The organism is Phenylobacterium zucineum HLK1 (assembly GCF_000017265.1).
Lineage (GTDB): Bacteria > Pseudomonadota > Alphaproteobacteria > Caulobacterales > Caulobacteraceae > Phenylobacterium > Phenylobacterium zucineum.
Genome location: NC_011144.1, coordinates 2699070 through 2715433, shown reverse-complemented (window position 1 = coordinate 2715433; position 16364 = coordinate 2699070). Strand labels below are relative to the sequence as shown.

The 16364-nt window shown below is 68.2% G+C and carries 16 protein-coding genes; 8 read left to right on the top strand and 8 right to left on the bottom strand.

Translation table 11 applies throughout. The features are described from left to right. The first annotated feature begins 22 nt into the window (after window positions 1–22). From PHZ_RS13245 to PHZ_RS13225, 6 genes are all read left to right on the top strand, one after another. The gene (locus PHZ_RS13245; RefSeq protein WP_012522939.1) at window positions 23–622 is read left to right on the top strand and encodes a hypothetical protein; all 600 of its coding nucleotides are present in this window, start codon (window positions 23–25) and stop codon (window positions 620–622) included. 653 nt (window positions 623–1275) lie between these two features. Further along, window positions 1276–1437: a YhhA family cyclophane-containing RiPP gene (gene yhhA, locus PHZ_RS23145; protein ID WP_187149079.1), complete on the top strand. Its 162-nt coding sequence runs from the start codon at window positions 1276–1278 to the stop codon at window positions 1435–1437. Window positions 1438–1445: 8 nt separating this feature from the next. Beyond that, window positions 1446–3572 (top strand): cyclophane-forming radical SAM/SPASM peptide maturase YhhB, encoded by a 2127-nt coding sequence (gene yhhB / locus PHZ_RS13240; protein ID WP_012522938.1) that lies wholly within the window; start codon window positions 1446–1448, stop codon window positions 3570–3572. Window positions 3573–3658: 86 nt separating this feature from the next. Next, complete coding sequence (locus PHZ_RS13235; protein ID WP_201765244.1) at window positions 3659–4558, top strand: hypothetical protein; 900 nt, start codon at window positions 3659–3661, stop codon at window positions 4556–4558. Beyond that, a complete protein-coding gene (locus tag PHZ_RS13230; RefSeq protein WP_148216864.1) occupies window positions 4551–5006 on the top strand; it encodes a GNAT family N-acetyltransferase in 456 nt (151 codons plus the stop codon). The genes PHZ_RS13235 and PHZ_RS13230 overlap by 8 nt, the downstream gene beginning before the upstream one ends. Before the next feature lie 10 nt (window positions 5007–5016). Further along, window positions 5017–6105 carry a glycosyltransferase family 2 protein gene (locus PHZ_RS13225; protein WP_041373531.1) on the top strand — a complete coding sequence of 363 codons (1089 nt, stop codon included), beginning with the start codon at window positions 5017–5019 and terminating at the stop codon, window positions 6103–6105. Window positions 6106–6159: 54 nt separating this feature from the next. Here PHZ_RS13225 and PHZ_RS13220 read toward each other — a convergent pair whose 3' ends face one another. The 7 genes from PHZ_RS13220 to PHZ_RS21760 form a co-directional block, all read right to left on the bottom strand. Next, window positions 6160–7371 carry a type II toxin-antitoxin system HipA family toxin gene (locus PHZ_RS13220; protein WP_012522936.1) on the bottom strand — a complete coding sequence of 404 codons (1212 nt, stop codon included), beginning with the start codon at window positions 7369–7371 and terminating at the stop codon, window positions 6160–6162. 2 nt (window positions 7372–7373) lie between these two features. Beyond that, window positions 7374–7937: a helix-turn-helix domain-containing protein gene (locus PHZ_RS21765; protein ID WP_148216863.1), complete on the bottom strand. Its 564-nt coding sequence runs from the start codon at window positions 7935–7937 to the stop codon at window positions 7374–7376. A gap of 124 nt (window positions 7938–8061) precedes the next feature. After that, window positions 8062–8898 (bottom strand): hypothetical protein, encoded by an 837-nt coding sequence (locus PHZ_RS22480; RefSeq protein WP_012522934.1) that lies wholly within the window; start codon window positions 8896–8898, stop codon window positions 8062–8064. 16 nt (window positions 8899–8914) lie between these two features. Further along, window positions 8915–9730, bottom strand: coding sequence for a hypothetical protein (locus PHZ_RS13205; RefSeq protein WP_041373530.1), 816 nt, complete (start codon window positions 9728–9730; stop codon window positions 8915–8917). Next, window positions 9720–10166 carry a hypothetical protein gene (locus tag PHZ_RS13200; protein ID WP_041373529.1) on the bottom strand — a complete coding sequence of 149 codons (447 nt, stop codon included), beginning with the start codon at window positions 10164–10166 and terminating at the stop codon, window positions 9720–9722. Before PHZ_RS13200 ends, PHZ_RS13205 begins: the two co-directional genes overlap by 11 nt. Before the next feature lie 89 nt (window positions 10167–10255). Further along, the gene (locus PHZ_RS13195) at window positions 10256–10597 is read right to left on the bottom strand and encodes a hypothetical protein (protein ID WP_041373528.1); all 342 of its coding nucleotides are present in this window, start codon (window positions 10595–10597) and stop codon (window positions 10256–10258) included. A 24-nt stretch (window positions 10598–10621) separates the two neighbouring features. After that, entirely contained in the window at window positions 10622–11821 is a 1200-nt protein-coding gene (locus PHZ_RS21760) for a hypothetical protein (RefSeq protein ID WP_148216862.1), read from the bottom strand. A 102-nt stretch (window positions 11822–11923) separates the two neighbouring features. Between PHZ_RS21760 and PHZ_RS13185 the strand changes: the two genes are divergently transcribed. Next, entirely contained in the window at window positions 11924–12181 is a 258-nt protein-coding gene (locus PHZ_RS13185; protein WP_012522932.1) for an SWIB/MDM2 domain-containing protein, read from the top strand. 76 nt (window positions 12182–12257) lie between these two features. On the opposite strand, the gene PHZ_RS13180 is transcribed toward PHZ_RS13185, so the two are convergent. Then, window positions 12258–15731, bottom strand: a complete 3474-nt coding sequence (locus tag PHZ_RS13180; protein WP_012522931.1) for an indolepyruvate ferredoxin oxidoreductase family protein — start codon at window positions 15729–15731, stop codon at window positions 12258–12260. 121 nt (window positions 15732–15852) lie between these two features. On the opposite strand from PHZ_RS13180, the gene PHZ_RS13175 reads away from it, so the two are divergent. Then, the gene (locus tag PHZ_RS13175; RefSeq protein ID WP_012522930.1) at window positions 15853–16332 is read left to right on the top strand and encodes an Lrp/AsnC family transcriptional regulator; all 480 of its coding nucleotides are present in this window, start codon (window positions 15853–15855) and stop codon (window positions 16330–16332) included. Window positions 16333–16364: the final 32 nt, after the last annotated feature.

Sequence of the window (16364 nt, the reverse complement as noted above, 5' to 3'; positions counted from 1 at the left end):
ACGTCGCCCGGCTCCTTCGCCTATGTCCCGCATCGTGACCGCCTATCACGGCACGCTCTATGAGCAGGCCTGCGCCATGGCTGAAGGGCGCTTCGACGCTCGGCCGCGGTCGAAGGCGCGCTGGCTTGGCTCAGGGCTCTACTTCTTCGAGGGGAACCCCGAAGCGGCCGCGTATTATGCGACCCGCCGCGCCATGCAGAAGAACGGTCGCCCCGGCATCCTTCGTGCGGATATCGATCTGACGACCTGTCTGGATCTGACAGCAACGTCGCGTCAGGAAGTCGTCCGCACGGCTCATCGCATCATGGTCGCCGACGGGTCGATCGACAGACTGCAGATCACGCAGAAGCCTTTCGAACTCCAGAACGGCGACGTGCGGGCCGGCTGGTTCGGCGACTACAAGGACTACGGGCGAAACGAGCTCGACTTCGCGGTGATCGAACGGGCCGTTCAGCTCGCCAGGGAGCAGCAGAACATCGTCTACGAGACGGTGCGTGGCGCATTCATCGAAGGCGGACCGCTCTACAAGGACTCCTGGCTGTACTCGGGCGCGCACGTCGCCATCACGGTGCGGGAGCCGCCCGCGCGAATGAGCAACCTGAGGGCCCTGGAGCTGGATTAGTCCGCCGGCCGCGTTCCAGTCGGAGCAGGTGATCAGCGGCGCGCGGCCGGCCGACATCGAACCGGCCGACGAAACGGGCCTTCCAGAGCTCGATCGAATTGGCTTCCGCGGCGGGGAGCCTGGTCGCAAAGGTGATCGCGTCGGAGGCGCTCTCGTGGCGGGCCTCGAAGGATGAGGCGCATCGTCCATCGTCGAGGATGAGCGGAACTGGAACTGCTTAGACATGGACTTTCCAGGCTCGGACTGGAGCTCGGCGAGCGAGATGCCGACTTCCCGGCGGGAGGGCCGCTGCCGGACGTTGTCATCAAAATCGTGGTGATCGCCGCGATCGCGGCGGACAGGTAGCCGGAAGGATCACCGGAGATGCCGGTACGGATGCGCGTTGAGATTGAACCTCAGCTCCGTAAAGGGCACCCGGTGATCAATGTGATGCCATGCGCCGAGCGATTCCAGCCCTGGCGAGTCGCACTCGAACTCCAGAACCAACCCTTGTGGCGCTCCGCGCCAAGCAAATCCTGCCCCAGCAACGGCAGGCACTCCGGAGCGCATTTCCTCAACAGGGAGCCCTTATGCATGTATCGTGCAAAGCGGCAATTTGGGGTTGCAGTATTCGACGATGGATCTTAACTCTGCTGTAGAAGGAGAACGCGACTATGCAGACCGCGCAGAACACCACGCTCCGGACGTCCGTCCTGAAGGCCAGGATGGCCAACCCGGCGTTTCAGCGGCTCCAGGGCCGCCTTCGCTCGGACGCTCAGGCCAGCGAAGTGATCACCAGCTACGACCGGATGCATCACCGTCACAACCGCTCGTAGGCTGAGCGATGACGCCCGCGAGGATCTCATCCTTCCTCGTCAAGGTGGCGTCCCGCTGCAACCTCGACTGCGACTACTGCTATGTCTATCACCACGCCGATCAGGCGTGGCGGTCGATGCCGCAGGTCCTGAGTGATGAGGACCGGCAGGCCTTCGCCCGGCGGCTGGCGGAGTACGCGCGATCCATCGATCTGAAGCGGGCGGCCGTCATCTTCCACGGCGGCGAGCCCCTCCTGGCGGGCGCGGCGTCGCTTTGCGCGTTCGCCCGTCTAATCCGTGAAACGGCGGGTCCTGACATCGACATCGATATCGGCCTGCAGACGAACGGGCTGCTGCTGGACGACGAAGCGCTCGACCTCTTCGAGGCGCACGGCATTGGCGTCTCGCTCAGCCTTGATGGTCCGCGCGCCGTAAACGACCTCCATCGAACCACGCGCCGGCGTCGCTCGAGCTTCGACAGGGTCGAAGCCGCCCTGGAACGGCTGAAGCTCCGGCCGGGCGTCTTTGCGGGCGTGATCGCGGTGATCGATGCGAGCACCGACCCGGCCGAGCTCCTCGAGTACTTCGCAGGTCACGCGCCGCCGCGCGTCGACTTTCTGCTGCCGGATGCGCACCATGGACGCCCGCCGCCGGGACGGAGTGCCGACGAAGACCTTTACGTGCGCTGGCTGCTGCGGGCCTTCGACACCTGGCTCGATCACTATCCGTCATTGCCGGTGCGCAGTTTCGAGGCGCTGCTCGACGCCATCATGGGCCTGCCGTCCGGAACTGACGCCTTCGGGTTCGGCGACGTCAGCCTCATCTCTGTCGAGACCGATGGGACCTACCATGACCTCGATGTCCTGAAGGTGGTGGGCAACGGCACCCAGCTCGGAGGCGGCGTAAAGGACACCTCGATCGCCGAGGCGGCGAGTTCGGTGCGACTGGAAGACCATCGCCGCCTGCTGGCGCGATCCGGCCTCTGCGCGACGTGCCAGGAGTGCGCGGTCGTGGACATCTGTGGCGGCGGCGCCGTGCCACACCGCTGGAGCGAAGGCGGCTTCAGCAATCCCACAGTCTACTGCCGCGAGATGAAGGCGCTGATCGCGCACGCTCAGTCTCGCCTGAGTGAAGCTCTGGAAACGGAGGCCGGCGAGCCCGAGCTCGACATCGACGTGGACGCCTTCGAGCTCGCTGAAACGGGCGAGGCGGTGATGGCGAACCTCCGCGAGAACGCCAGCCGCGCGCACCGCGAGTCCCTGGACGCGGCGTTGCGTTACGTCGCCGGGCAGGGCGGCCCGGCCGGTCAGACGGCGCTGCGCATCCTGACGCTGTCTGCCGAGCGTCTGGACAGCATCAGCTGGCAGCCGGGCGTGGTCGCGTGGAGCGGCGTCACGCTCGCGGCGCGTGACGGGCGGACCGTCTGCGACGTGTCCGGGGCGCCCCTCAGCTTCGATCCGGACTATGTCGACGATATCGAGCGACTGTGCAGGTCGCCGATCGAGACCCCGATCGTCGGCGCGGACGACCGCTGGCTGCGCCGGCCTTTTGGGGATGCGATCGCCTTCGAGCCGGAAGAGGTCGCCGATGCCGCGCGACCGCTCGTGGAGGAGGCCCTTCGCATCCTGGCGGCGTGGCGGCCGGCTCTGGGGCGGGAGATCGCGGCCACGAGCCCTGCGGTGCAGTTCATCCGTGATCCGACAGCGCATCCCGACAAGATCGTCTCGTTCAGCGATGACGCCGTGCCGGGCGCGCTCTTTGTCTCGGTCCGGCAGGGCGATGGCCTGATCGACGCCTATGACCTGGCCGACTCCCTGCTCCATGAGCATCGGCATCAGAAGCTCTATCTCTTCGAACGCCGGTTCCCCACCACGCTTCCGGGCGATCTCGTCGTCTCTCCCTGGCGCGAAGACCTGCGACCGGTCTCCGGTCTCTTTCACGCCATCTTCGTCTTCGTGGAGCTGCGCCGCTTCTGGGAGCATGTCCTCGCCTCAGGGCCGCCTCGGATGCTCACGCGGGCCCGCAATCAGCTGGCGGACACCGAGCGCAACCTGGCTCAGGCGTTCGCCACGCTGGAGCAGCGCCAGCTCACGGGCGCCGGCGAGGCCCTGGCCGCCGTGCTCCGCTCGCGGCGCGCCGTGTCTCTGGCGGCCTGAGCGTGTGGCTGCCGCGGGACAGGCTGCCGGACGAGCCGCACGCCCGGCATGCACGCCTGCGAGACTACTTCTGCGACCGTGACGCCGTGGCGACCCCGGAGGACGGCGGCTGGCGCCTCGACTTCCGCTGGCCGGACGAACCCGAACGTCATGTCGATCTGATGCTCGCCGAGCACCTTGAGGGGTGGGCGCCGGGCCTTGGTCAGATGGTCGAGGCGGTGCGCCGGCAGGGGCGCGTCACGACAGCGCTCTACGACACCTGGACGCTCGTCAGCTGGGCGGAGTGGGCGGCGGCTTCGCGTCCGGATCCCGGCGCGCGCCTGACCATCCTCCACGTCGACGATCACCGCGATCTGATGGCGCCGCGCCTGTTCGTGGAGGATGGCGGCTGGCGTGACCCGATCACCGGCGGGGCCTTCGACTTCCGCAGGCCAGACAGCGTCCGCCGGGCGCTGGAGAGTGGAGCCGTCGGGATGGGCAGCTTCCTGACGCCGGTGCTGCACGCGTTCCCCAACGCCGAAGTCAGACACCTCTGTCAGCCGCCGAAGGCTCCATCGACCGCTGTCTTCGAGATCCAGCGGCGCCTAACGCCCGACGACCTCATCGACCTCGACGCGATGCGACCTGCGATCCAGCTGGTCCCGGATGTTCATGCCGGGGCCGGGCGCTACATGCTGACGCCAGACGTGCAGGACTGGTTGAAGGACCTCGCCCCAGGGCCCGTGCTTCTCCACATCGACATGGACTACTTCAACAATCGCTTCGACGGCGATGGAGACTGGGCCGAAAGGCCTGAGCGGCTCGATCCGCCAGCTGAGGCCGTCATCGCGAATATTGGAAGCGTGGCCGACGCGCTTCAGCGTGACGGTCTGGTCTCCCGGATCGAGGATGCGGTCATCGCCTATTCTCCGGGCTTCTTTCCTTCCGAGCTCTGGAATGCCGCCGAGCACGCCCTGCGGGAACACCTGGGGGAGCTCTATGGCTAAACCTCCCAGGCGCCGTCCGGCGGCGCGCGCCACGCCCAAGCCCAGGCCGGTCACCCCGGCTCCGCCGGAGGAGCGGGTCTCGCCCGACGACGTACGGCTCGTGCGTGGAAAAGGCGGGCCGGAGTCCGGCGGCGGCCCTGGCGGCGAGGCCTGGGCGATCTTCCATAAGTCGTCCCGCGCCGGTCGGATCTTCATCAACTGGATTGATGAGCCGCCGATCGGCCCTCACGCCTCAATCCAGATCTATCTCAATCGGCAAAGCCAGGGCCGGGGCGTCGGCCGCATCGCCTATCGACTGGCGAGCGAAGAGAGCCAGTACGACACCATCTACGCCCACATGCGCAAATCCAACGAGGCGTCGACGCGGGCTGCTGCGGCGGCGGGCTACGAGGACGTCACCCCCGCCGACCTGTCGCAGCGCCTGATGCGCTGGGTCCGGCCGCGCTGAGCCTCCGGCGATGCACGTCGCCGTCGTCATCCCCTGTCTGAATGAGGAGGCCGGCGTTCGCGCGACGGCAATGTCTCTGGCCGGGGAGACCGATCGCCTCCCGTCGGCCACCGATCTCATTCTCGTCGATAACGGATCGACGGATGCGACCTGGGACGTACTCGGGGACCTGGTGGCGCGGGGAGAGGGCCGCATCCATCGCGTGCGGGAGCGCGAACGCGGCTTCGTCCCGCCCCGCCATCGAGGCGTGCTTCATGCGGCCCGGCTCGCCCGGCGACGGGGCCTGTCGGCGGGAGATGTCCTGATCCTCCAGGGGGACGCGGACACGAACTACCTGCCAGGGTACGTCGAGCGCATGCGCGCGGCGGCTGGCGCGAATGTTCTTCTCGAAGGCTCGATCGGCCGCACGAACGCGGGAGATTCTCGTCTGGCGGCGTTTCGCGCCCTCGAGCTGAAGGTGGATCAGGTCCTCCGTCCCTACGAGGTGGAAGACGCCCACGAGACGCTCGTCGACGACAAGGCCTGCGGTTATCGCCTTGTCGATTACCAGCGCTGGGGCGGCCTTCAGCGGGAATATGCGGCGGACGGCTCCGAACTTCATGCCGAGACGACGCGGCTGTTCCTGCGCGCACGGGCGATGACGGGGGCGGCGCGTCGCCGCGTTGAGAGCGCCGGGGCGCTGACGTCGCCGCGCCGCATCCTTGAGGATCCTGCGCTCTACTTCTGTACGGCCGGATATCCGCGCGAGCGGGGCTGGATCGCGCGCTTCAGGCAGGCGGTCGCGGCAGACCACGGACCCTCGGTGAGGCTTGGCGCGGCGGTGAGCCACGCAAATCGGGCGGCGATCCGCTATCGCATCGGTCACACGCTCGTGCTGTTCTGGGTCCTGCCCCGGCTGGCGGCGAGGCTGCTTGATGATCCTGCAGGCGCTCAGGCGAACAGTGTCGATCTCGGCCTGCAGGACTTCAGCCGCGGCGACTTCGCAGAGCGACCCGGGTGGGTCCTGACGCGCCTCCTCGAGATGATCGAACCGGCCGACACCCCGCTCGGCAGGCTCCTTGACCGGCATGCCGACGAGGCTGTCTGCGCGCTGGGATGACGCTGTCGGGCCTGTCCGCGACTGTCGTCTGGGGCGCCTGTCGGCGGCGCTCCGTCAGCCGCGGGCGATCGGAACCCGGTCGAGCTGCGCCTCGACCACCTGGCGCACGTCGTCGCCCATCGGCAGGTGGGCCGCCTCGCTGGCCCAGGCCGACCGGAAGGCGTCGACGGTCTCCCGCGCCAGCCGCAGCGTCAGTCGCTGCGGGGCGCCGGAGCCGTCGGCGAGGGCGGCGAGTTCATCGGCGTCGAAGTCGGTCCAGGCCTTGCTGCGCGCCACCTTCAGCGCCGCGTTGTCGTCCGGCAGATAGGCTATTGTGGACAGGAGGTCGTATGCCGGCGCCAGGCTCGGCGTTCGTCCATCCCGATAGATGAGCGACCAGTTCTTGAGGTGCATGTCGGCGTTGCCGATCAGCGCGCTGAACACCAGGCGTCGGACGAACTCCGCATAGCCCGGCTCGCCCGTTTCCCGCCACAGGACCTGACCGATGTTGCGATAGGAGGCGCGCTGGTACTTGGCTTCTGGAAAGACGCCGAACACCTGTGCGAAGTCCTCGATGTGAATGCGCTCACCCTCCGGGGAGCGGTCGAAACGGGAAACCGCGTAGGCGGCCCCCTTAAGACGGCCGATGTCCTCGGGCAGGCCTTCGATATCTTCGAGCGACAGCAGGCGCACCTGCGGGACCTCGATGCCAATGGCGGCCGCGAGGGTCATCATGGAGAATTCGTTCTCCGAGACGCCGTTGAAGCGGGAGGAAGGGAGCTTGACGATCCAGTCGCCGCCCACGCCGTGGGCCGGGATTGTGAGACCGCCCTGCGCCTTTTCAGCCGCCGAGAATTTCAGCTGAACACCGGCCAGGGAGAAGCGCAGCGCGGTCGGCTCGCCGCCGCCGTAGAAGCGACGTGGCTCGGCGTCGCGGGGCAGGGGCGCCTCCTCCTGGACGGTGAGGACGACGGCCCCTGGCAGGTCATCGCCGAGCATGGCCAGGAGGTGCAGTTCGCGGGTCGGGTTCACGCCAGCGCGCTTCGCAAGATAGTCGCGCAGGGGGCCTTCCGGCAGCAGGTTGGAAAAGTAGGGATGGGCCCGCGCCCGGGTCGGGCGAACCTCGCGGAGCAGGCCGCCAGCCGCGCTCTTGAAGACCAGGCTGAGCGTCGGCCGCCGGGGATCGTCGGCGTAGGCGTCGTCGAAGGCGAAGACGGAACGGTCCCCGCCAAGATAGGTGATGGCGCCGACCCGGCGGGCGCCGATCCAGACGTCGAGGCCGGGCATGGTCAGGCCTCGTCGTCCAGAGTGTAGGCGGGCCGCGCCCTGTTGCGGCTGCCGCGGACCACGGCGTCAGTCAGGAGCGGGCGCAGGTGCGTCAGCGCATCGTCCAGGGCCCGGGTGTTGGCGGCCCTGATGGCCTTGCTGATCCCGTAGGTCGACGTGAGGATGTCGCTTCGGATCCAGGGAGGGATCTCGGCGAGTTCGAGCTTCGACAGCTCGTCGGCGACGTCGGCAACCCGGTCGCTGAGACCGCCGGCCATCGCCTGCAGCTTTTCGGCGGCGGAATACATTTCCGCGACCACTTCCCTGAGGCGCTGGCTGTCTTCCTGGCCGGCGTTTTCACGGACCAGGGCGTCTACGGCCGTGAGCGTCGTGCGGGGCACCAGCACGAGATCGAGGTCCAGAACGCGGGCGAGATCCTGGAGGGTGGAAACCTTGGGGTCGATCGCCCCGCTTTCGATGCGGGAGATATGCGCCTGAGGAATGCCCGCGCGCTCGCTCAGATCCCGTTGCGACCAGAGCTTTGCCTTGCGTGCATCCCTGAGCTGGGTGAGGAGGGCCGTCGGCATGATGTCGTGTATGATATCGACCACGAGGTTGATGTATTGTGAGATATCACGCCGGGGCTCTGGAGGCAACTTCTGATGCAGGCCACAGCATCAACATCGCGAGTGATGCAATGGACGGCATCACCTAGCGCTCTGGTCGCGTGCGGTCTTCAATCACGCCGCGACAGGCATGCAGCGGCATCCAGTCATGGACGAAGGACGGGTCGTCGATGGTCGCCAGCTCATCACGTGGCCCTGCCACGGCGAAGAACCTGAACGACGAGGCGAAGGCCATCCAGAGCCCGAAGAACCCGTGGCCGGGGTGATAGCCGTAGCGAAATGCAAACTGATCGCCGATGTCCACATTGGGGCGGCCGCCGAGACGAAAGACGCCGAACCAGTCGGCTGCGTTCTGCTCGAGGTCCGCCGCTGCGGATGTTCCGGCCTGCGCCCACTGGAGGATCAGCCCGTGACCGGGCCCGACGAATCCCCCGGCCTCCCGATAGAACAGGGCCGCGAGCATCTTGCGCAGGAAGACTTCGAGGTGCCGGTTCACGGCGGCCGGGATGCCCACGACCGGCGCATCGTAAAGGAAGGCGCCGGGCGGTGAGGCGAGGCCGCGCTCCCGCAGCGTCCGGCGCTTCTCATTGGCGGAGAGCCCCAGATCGGGAAGACACTCAGGCGCGTTGTTCGCCACGGCGGAGATCAGCTTGTTCAGGTCGGCCGCGTCGAAGTGGCGGCCGCCCTGGTCGGCCATCCGCAGGTACAGGGCCGCGACCTGTTCGCTGAGCGCGGTCTGCCGATTGCAGGGCTCGCATGCCGGAAGCTCGAACCCCTCCGGGCCGACCTTGCCCTTGAAGCAGATGCGGGCCGGCGCGTGGTCCACCGTCGTGGCCGGACGATCCCCGTTGCAGAAACAGCAGAAGCGATGGAGCTGCAGCAGCCGGTCCCGTCTGCGCAGCCTCAGCCTGGATTCACCCATGACCAGCCTCGCCGCGTCAGGGCGTCGAGAGCTTCAGCCTGCGGCTGAGGGGCCGTAGCGGACGGGCGTAGCTCGGAGGCGGCGGCGGCGGCCCCAGGATCTCGATGAGCTCCTGAACGATCAGGTCGATCGGACCTTCGTCGAGCCGTGGGAGCACCTGCTCGCCGGCAAGCACGCCGTGGTGTTCCAGCAGAGTGCGGGAATGGTCGTATAGGTCGGTGCTGGTGAGCAGGGCGTAGCGTATGCGTTGCGCCCGCGTATGGACGCGCACTGCGCCGCCATGCGTGATGTAGCCCACCTGGGGGATGGCCCAGGCGGGGTCAAGATCGAGCGCAACGCCCAGGAGCGCGCGCGGCATTCCCTGGCTCAGCTTGTACTCGGCGTCATAGGCCTTGAGTTCGAGGCAATGGTGCAGCCGCCCGAGGTACGCGCCTCCGCCGGCTGCGCGGAGCTGCTCGCCGGCCGTGGCAGGCAGTACGCTGACGTCGACCTCGTGGGGCGTGCCGCTGACCCCCAGCATCTGCACGCCGGCATGAATTTCCAGGACCGTCCGCTGCCCTTCCACCCTGAAGTGAGACGGCTTGTCCGAGGTCGGGCCAAAGCTCGCGGCGGACATGCCGCTCGGAGAGCCGCGCAGCCGGAACGTGCTAACCGGCTGGCCGTCTGGCGCGTGCGCCTCGACCGGATATCCGAGGCCGAGAAGCCGGGCGGCGATCTCGAACAGGACCCACGCCTCGTAGGCCTTGCCCTTGCCAGACCCGAGCCCGGGCGCAACGACGCCAAGCGCATCGGCGGCGTCTTCGATTTCCTGTTCGACGTCTTCAGTCTCCATCGGCGGCGAGCCTTTCGCGGGTGACCTCGACGCCCTTCCTCCAGGCTGTGAGCAGCGTCTGCAGGCCCGCACGCCGGGCGCCGGTGATCAGATCCTCGGCACGGTCCCCGTCATCGCCCACCCGGATCGATTCCAGGCGTACCTCTTCGCGCTGTCGCTGGTCCGCGCCGATCCGCCGGAGCAGTTCGAGGGTGCGTTCGAACAGGAGGAGCTCCCGTTTCAGGGCGCCGGCGACCACGCGATCGGCGAGCTCCAGCTGCCGTCGGCCGCGATCGCCGGCCGTTTCATCAGGACGGGCGCCCATCCCTTCGATTTCCCGCTCCGGCGCTGTCTCGGCCGCGACGAGCCGCGAGAGCGCGACCTCTCCGACGGCGGCGAGACGCGATCTGAGCAGGGGCGAAAGCAGATCTTGGACGTAAGGATGGACCTCAGCCATCTCATCGCTCCAGGGACGCGGGGGCGCCTGACCCTAGTTGGGGCGGGGGCGCAGGTGAAGGCCCTGGCTGGGCGTCCCCGAGCCCAGGGTCAGCTCTGAACCGAGCGGGTGAGATTGGTGATGGGAACGCCGGCGGCGTCCACGGCGTCCACGAAGGCGCGCCACTGGGCCTGTCTGGCGCGGGTGATCCGCCAGGCGGGGATATTGTTCACCCGGGCGATGAGCACGGTTTCCCCGCCGCCGATCTTCTGCAGGAGCGAGTTTCTGATCTGGTCCGCCGGCCTGTCCGAGAGCAGGAGACGGATCTGCTTCACGGGGCGAAAGAGCTCGCCGAACTCGGACAGCGTCCTGTCGGCGACGCGGTAGCGGTCGTCGCCTGGGGTGGTTTCCGTCAGGTCAAACGCCACGAGCAGCAGTCTCTTCCTGGGCATCTTCTGTCTCTGTCTGGCGGGGCGTCAGTCGGCGTCGGCGATCGCGGGCGCCTGCTGCAGCGCCTCAATGAATTCGGCCACCGCCGCCTCCCAGGCCTCCGCGTGCTCCGGGAGCAGGGCTTCCAGTCGAACATTGCTGCGCCCGTCGCGGGTGGTCAGGTATGGACCGTTGACCTCCGAGCGCTGGACGACCCGGCCTCCGACGAGGTCGGCGAGCCGTTGCTGGTAGCGCACGGCCGCGTCTCGCGCTGACCTGGCTGTGTAGGAGGTCGCGTCCGTCGACAGGAAGCCCTCCTTGCGGATGTAGCCCAGGTTCACCGCCAGGTTCTCGCCGTACCACTTGAGGTTCAGGCTCGCGCGCCATTCAGGCTCGACGCCAAGCGATGTCAGGCGCGTGAGGAAGGCGCGCAGGTGGCCGGGCAGAGCGGGGCTGCGGGCCGCAAGCGCTTCCATGAAGAGCTCTTCGGTCATGGACGTCCGGGGCGCGGTCGCGGTCGCGGCCGGGGCGCTCTCGATCTCGATGCGGGGATCGACGATGCGGACGACGCCACGCTCGATCAGCACCGTCCTGGCCAGAGTCCGTGGAACGGCGAGGATCTGGTCCGTCGCCGTTCTGAACAGCTCGAGGCTCACGAGCGCGAAGGTGAACCGCGCGCCCGCATGCGACTGCAGGAGGCCCGCGAGGGTCTCGGTCTCGGCCCGGATCCCATCGCCGGCGGCGATGACCAGGAAGCGGCCAGTCTTGAGGTTGTGCGCCACCGCATCGATGAAGCGAGGCTCTTCGAGCGCTTCCGGCTCCTCCGCCAGAAGGTCGTAGAGCGCGCGCGGTCGGCCGGCGCCGGGGTTGGGCAGCCCCGCCAGCACGGCCGCCTCGAACTGCCCGTAGTCCATTCGGGCGATGGCGGCCGCATAGTCGAGCGCCTGGGCGACGACCGATCGTCTCGCCTCGGGGTTCCGCCAGAGCTTGGTTTCGACGAGGGCGATGCCGCCATTCGGCGTCACGAAGAGGTTGTCGATGGCGCCGTGTCCGCAGGGCACCTCCATCGCCGCCGGGATCAGGCGACCGAAGAGGGGTTCGATCTCCTGGGTGGGCAGCACCTCGGGACAGGTCTGTATGAGGGTCTGGAGCCAGCGTTCGTCATAGGCGCCGCCGCCCCGGTCGGCGACCTGAAGTCGCGTCAGCGCGTGCGGCGCGCCGCCATGGAAAAGCACAGGGACAGCCATACCGGAGCCTAGGCGAGGCAGGCCCGCGGACGCAACGCTACGGCCCGGCTTTCCGGCCGCGGCGACTCGCCGAAACCTGCGGTCTGGACAGGAGACACATCAATGGCCAAGGCCACGACCAACGCGCTGCAGAAGCCTCTCACCCCCTCAGCCGAACTCGCCCAGATCGTCGGCGCCGGTCAGCTGTCCCGCGGTGAAACCGTCTCGCGCGTGTGGGACTACATCAAGACCAACAGGCTGCAGAACCCGCAGAACAAGCGCGAGATCGTCGCCGACGCGAAGCTGAAGCCGATCTTCGGCGGCAAGGACCGTGTCTCGATGTTCGAGATGAGCAAGCATCTCTCCGGGCACCTGAAGTAAGATCGCAGCCCACCCGGGCCGGGGGGGGGGGGCGACGCGCCGGCGCGTGTGCGCCGGCGCGTCGCCTCCGGCCGTCTCAGGCGGCCTGCTCAATGGGCGCGGCGACAAGCTGCGCCAGGAGTTCGGCGCGACGGGCCTCGTACGCCGCCATGGCTTTGGCCTTTACCGGGCCGAACCCCCGCACGCCCTGCGGCAGGCTGGCGAATTCCGTGGCGGCCGGGAGCGTCTGCCGCGTCAGACGGGCGGACAGCTCACGGATATCGCGATCGTAGGCGGCCGCCAGGCGCCGCTCGTTCTTCCGCTCTTCGGTGTATCCGAAAGGATCGGCCCACGTGCCCCGCAGGCTCTTGAGACGAGCGAGGGCCGCGAAGGCCGTGAACACCCAGGGCCCGAACCTGCGCTTGGCCGGGCGGCCGGTCCGCGGGTCGGTGCGGGACAGCAGCGGCGGTGCGAGCCAGACGGAGACCCGTCTGGAGTCGGAGAACTGACCCGCCAGCGCCTGCCGGAACTCCGGTTCGGAATAGAGGCGCGCCACCTCATACTCGTCCTTATAGGCCATCAGCTTGTAGGCGTTGACCGCGACCGCGCGGACGAAATCCTCTCCTGCGGGGCCGAAGGCGCGGGTGGCCTCGTGCGCGCGCTCGACGAGCTCGAGATAACGACGCGCGTACCCGCCGTTCTGGTAGGCGGTGAGATCCCCCGCACGGCGGGCGATGAGGTCGTCGAGGCTCTCCGGCGCTGCGTTCGCAGGAGCCATCGCGAGACCTGCGGCCCGCTCCACGGCGGCGAGATCCACGGCCGCGAGCCGTCCCCAGGCGAACGCCCGCCGGTTCAGCTCCACGGCCGCGCCATTGGCTTCGATGGCGGCTTCAAAGGCGCTCGCGGAGACCGGGATCAGGCCCTGTTGCCAGGCGTAGCCGACCAGGAAGATGTTCGCCGGCACGCTGTCGCCGAACAGGCCCTGGGCGATCCGGGTCGCCGAGAGTGAGAAGCCTCGCTCGCCGGCCCGGGACAGCAGGGTCCTGGTCATGGCCGCCATCGGCAGGGCGGCGTCGCGATCGGTGACCGCGTCCGCAGTCGGACTCTCGTCCGTGTTGAGGACGACCGCGCTGCGGCCTCGGCCAAGCTTGGCGAGGCCGTCGGCACCGGCCGCGACCACGGCGTCGGCGCCGATCATCAGGTCGATCTCGCCAGGTCCGATCCGGACCGCGGCGATGTCGCCGGGCTCGGGCGCGATGCGCACCTGGCTGACGACGGCGCCGTTCTTCTGCGCAAGACCGGTGAAGTCCAGGACCGTCGCCGCCTTGCCGTCCAGGTGCGCCGCCGTGCCGAGGAGGGCGCCCACGGTGAGGACGCCCAGGCCGCCGATTCCGGCGACATAGATGTTCCAGACGTCCGACTGCGAAAGGCGCGTCGGCTCAGGCAGGGTCGGGAAGCGCTCGGCTTCGAAGGCCCGGACGGCGGCGGCGTCCGGCTTGCGGACCCTGGCGCCTTCGATCTCGACGAAGCTCGGGCAGAAGCCTTTGACGCAGGAGAAGTCCTTGTTGCAGCTCGACTGGTTGATGCGGCGCTTGCGCCCGAACTCGGTCTGGAGGGGCTCGACGGCGATGCAGTTCGACTGCACCGAGCAGTCCCCGCAGCCCTCGCAGACCCGGGGGTTGATGAACAGGCGGCGGTCCGGATCAGGGAAGGCGCCGCGCTTGCGCCGGCGCCGCTTCTCAGCCGCGCAGGTCTGCTCGTAGAGGATCGCGGTGACGCCCGGAGTTTCCCGCAGCTCGCGCTGGACCGCGTCCAGGTCATCCCGGTCGTGAATGCGCACGCTCTGGGGAAGGCTCGCGCCGCGCCAGCGTGCGGCGTCGTCGCTGACCAGCCGCACGTCCTCCACCCCTTCCGCGACCAGCTGGGCGAGGATCTTCTCCGGCGCCAGCGATCCTTCGGCGGGCTGGCCGCCGGTCATCGCCACGGCGTCGTTGTAGAGGATCTTGTAGGTGATGTTCGACCTGGCCGCGATCGCGGCGCGGATCGCCAGCAGCCCGCTATGCTGGTAGGTGCCGTCGCCGAGATTCTGGAAGATGTGGCCGGTCCTGGAGAAGGGCGCTGCGCCCACCCACTGCAGGCCTTCACCGCCCATCTGGCTGAAGGTCGAGGTCTTCAGCGCCGGCTGAGACACGGCCATCACGTGGCAGCCGATGCCGCCGCCCGAGATCGAGCCATCCGGCGTCTTCGTCGACGTATTGTGCGGGCAGCCGGAACAGAAGAACGGCTTGCGGGCCGGGAAGGGCACGATCTCGGCGGAGCGCCTGCGGCTGCGCAGCGCCGCCAGGCGGTCCGCAAGACCGATCGCCTCGCCATCGCCAAGCCGGGCGGCGAGAACCTCGGCCACGAGGCTGGCGTTGAACTCGCCCGTCTGCGGCAGCAGCGGCCGGCCCTCTGGATCGGTCTTGCCGCTGATCTTTGCTCGCGGCCCGGATCGGTTGAAGAGGGCGGCCTTGAGCTGCTCCTCCACCACCGCCGCCTTCTCTTCGACCACCAAAATTTCGCGTGCGCCGTCAGCGAAGGCGATCAGCGGCTCGGCGGCCAGAGGCCAGCTCATGGCGACCTTGTAGATGGACAGACCGATGGCCTCGGCTTCAGCCCCGCCAATGCCCAGATCGTGCAGCGCCTGCATCACATCCTGGTGGGCCTTGCCCACGGTGACGACGCAGAGGTCGCGGCGTCGCGCGGTCATCACCGGACGGTCGATACGGTTGGCGATCGCCCAGCCGATCGCCGCCGGCAGCCGCTCCTCGACCGCGCGCCGCTCGTACTCGGCCCGCTGAGCAGGCCAGGCGAGACCCGGGTCCCAGTTCAGGCCGTGCGCGGGCGCCAGCGTGGCCGGGCGAACGAATCCGGGATCTGCCGCGGGCAGTTCGAAGCTGGCGGCGCTTTCGACCACCTCGGCGATGGTCTTGAAGCCCACCCAGAGGCCGCTGAAGCGCGACAGCTCGAGGCCCGCCAGGCCCAGGGAGAGGATCTCCGAAACATCGGCCGGCTGCAGGACCGGCATCATGACGGCCTGGAAGATGCCGTCCGTCTGGTGCGGGAAGATGGAGGACTGGGCGGCATGGTCGTCCCCGCCCACGGCCAGGACTCCGCCCAGGGCGGACGCGCCCATCATGTTGGCCATGCGGAAGACGTCGCCGCAGCGGTCTACGCCGTTGCCCTTGCCGTACCAGACGCCGAAGACGCCATCGACGCGCGTGTCGCCATAGGCCCGGTGGATCTGGGCGCCCCACAGCGCGGTGGCGGCGAGATCTTCATTGAGCCCGGGCAGGAAGGTGACGTCGTGGGCCGCGAGATGTCTCGAGGCCTTCCAGAGTTGCTGGTCGTAGGCGCCCAGCGGGGAGCCGCGATAGCCGGACACCAGGCCTGCGGTGTTCAGGCCACGCAGCCGGTCGAGGCGACGCTGCATGAGCGGGAGGCGCACAAGGGCCTGGATGCCGGTCATGAAGGTCGGGCCGTCCTCGGCGTTATAGATCGCGTCCAGACTGGTGATGCGCTTGGTGGTCATGGCAGGCTCCATGCCTGCAGTTTGCCCTACGCTCCGCGAGGGTTTCCGACCAAAGTTCTCGCCACCTCGGCCAATCCGTGGTGAAACCCGCCACGTTTCAGCTTCGGAATAGTTGAAAGTCATGGCGACAAAACTCGACGCGATCGACACGCGGATCCTGAATGCGCTCATTCGGGATGGGCGCATCACCTGGAGCGACCTCGCAGAGGAAGTCGGCCTCTCAGTGACGCCGACAATGCGGCGCGTGCGGCAGATGGAGGAGGCGGGCGTCATCCGTGGATATGGCGCGCATCTCGATGTCACCCGGCTGATCGGCGAGATGCCGGTCTTCGTGTCCGTCACCATGGAGCGGCAGGTTGCAAGCGCTCTGGCGGGGCTCGAGAGGGCGGTCGCGGATCTGCCCGAGGTGATGAGCGGTCACCTCATGAGCGGCACGCAGGATTACCTCCTGCACGCCTATGTCCGTGACATGGAACACTACCGGTCTCTGCTGGACCGGCTGACCCAGATTCCGGGGATCGCGCACATTCAGTCGAGCTTCGTACTGAACACGTTTCTTGCGCGCGACGCCCCGCTGCTCGAGCCTTCAACGCGGCGCTGATCGGCCGGAGGCTCCAGCGTCGCTGGCTTGCG

Excerpts from the sequence above, each read along its gene's own strand:
- PHZ_RS13180 (WP_012522931.1), bottom strand. The coding sequence starts at position 15,731 with ATGACCACCAAGCGCATCACCAGTCTGGACGCGATCTATAACGCCGAG.
- PHZ_RS13245 (WP_012522939.1), top strand. The coding sequence starts at position 23 with ATGTCCCGCATCGTGACCGCCTATCACGGCACGCTCTATGAGCAGGCC.
- yhhB (WP_012522938.1), top strand. The coding sequence starts at position 1,446 with ATGACGCCCGCGAGGATCTCATCCTTCCTCGTCAAGGTGGCGTCCCGC.
- PHZ_RS13185 (WP_012522932.1), top strand. The coding sequence starts at position 11,924 with ATGGCCAAGGCCACGACCAACGCGCTGCAGAAGCCTCTCACCCCCTCA.
- PHZ_RS22480 (WP_012522934.1), bottom strand. The coding sequence starts at position 8,898 with ATGGGTGAATCCAGGCTGAGGCTGCGCAGACGGGACCGGCTGCTGCAG.
- PHZ_RS13230 (WP_148216864.1), top strand. The coding sequence starts at position 4,551 with ATGGCTAAACCTCCCAGGCGCCGTCCGGCGGCGCGCGCCACGCCCAAG.
- PHZ_RS13205 (WP_041373530.1), bottom strand. The coding sequence starts at position 9,730 with ATGGAGACTGAAGACGTCGAACAGGAAATCGAAGACGCCGCCGATGCG.
- PHZ_RS13220 (WP_012522936.1), bottom strand. The coding sequence starts at position 7,371 with ATGCCCGGCCTCGACGTCTGGATCGGCGCCCGCCGGGTCGGCGCCATC.
- PHZ_RS13225 (WP_041373531.1), top strand. The coding sequence starts at position 5,017 with ATGCACGTCGCCGTCGTCATCCCCTGTCTGAATGAGGAGGCCGGCGTT.
- PHZ_RS13175 (WP_012522930.1), top strand. The coding sequence starts at position 15,853 with ATGGCGACAAAACTCGACGCGATCGACACGCGGATCCTGAATGCGCTC.
- PHZ_RS21760 (WP_148216862.1), bottom strand. The coding sequence starts at position 11,821 with ATGGCTGTCCCTGTGCTTTTCCATGGCGGCGCGCCGCACGCGCTGACG.
- yhhA (WP_187149079.1), top strand. The coding sequence starts at position 1,276 with ATGCAGACCGCGCAGAACACCACGCTCCGGACGTCCGTCCTGAAGGCC.
- PHZ_RS21765 (WP_148216863.1), bottom strand. The coding sequence starts at position 7,937 with ATGCCGACGGCCCTCCTCACCCAGCTCAGGGATGCACGCAAGGCAAAG.
- PHZ_RS13200 (WP_041373529.1), bottom strand. The coding sequence starts at position 10,166 with ATGGCTGAGGTCCATCCTTACGTCCAAGATCTGCTTTCGCCCCTGCTC.
- PHZ_RS13195 (WP_041373528.1), bottom strand. The coding sequence starts at position 10,597 with ATGCCCAGGAAGAGACTGCTGCTCGTGGCGTTTGACCTGACGGAAACC.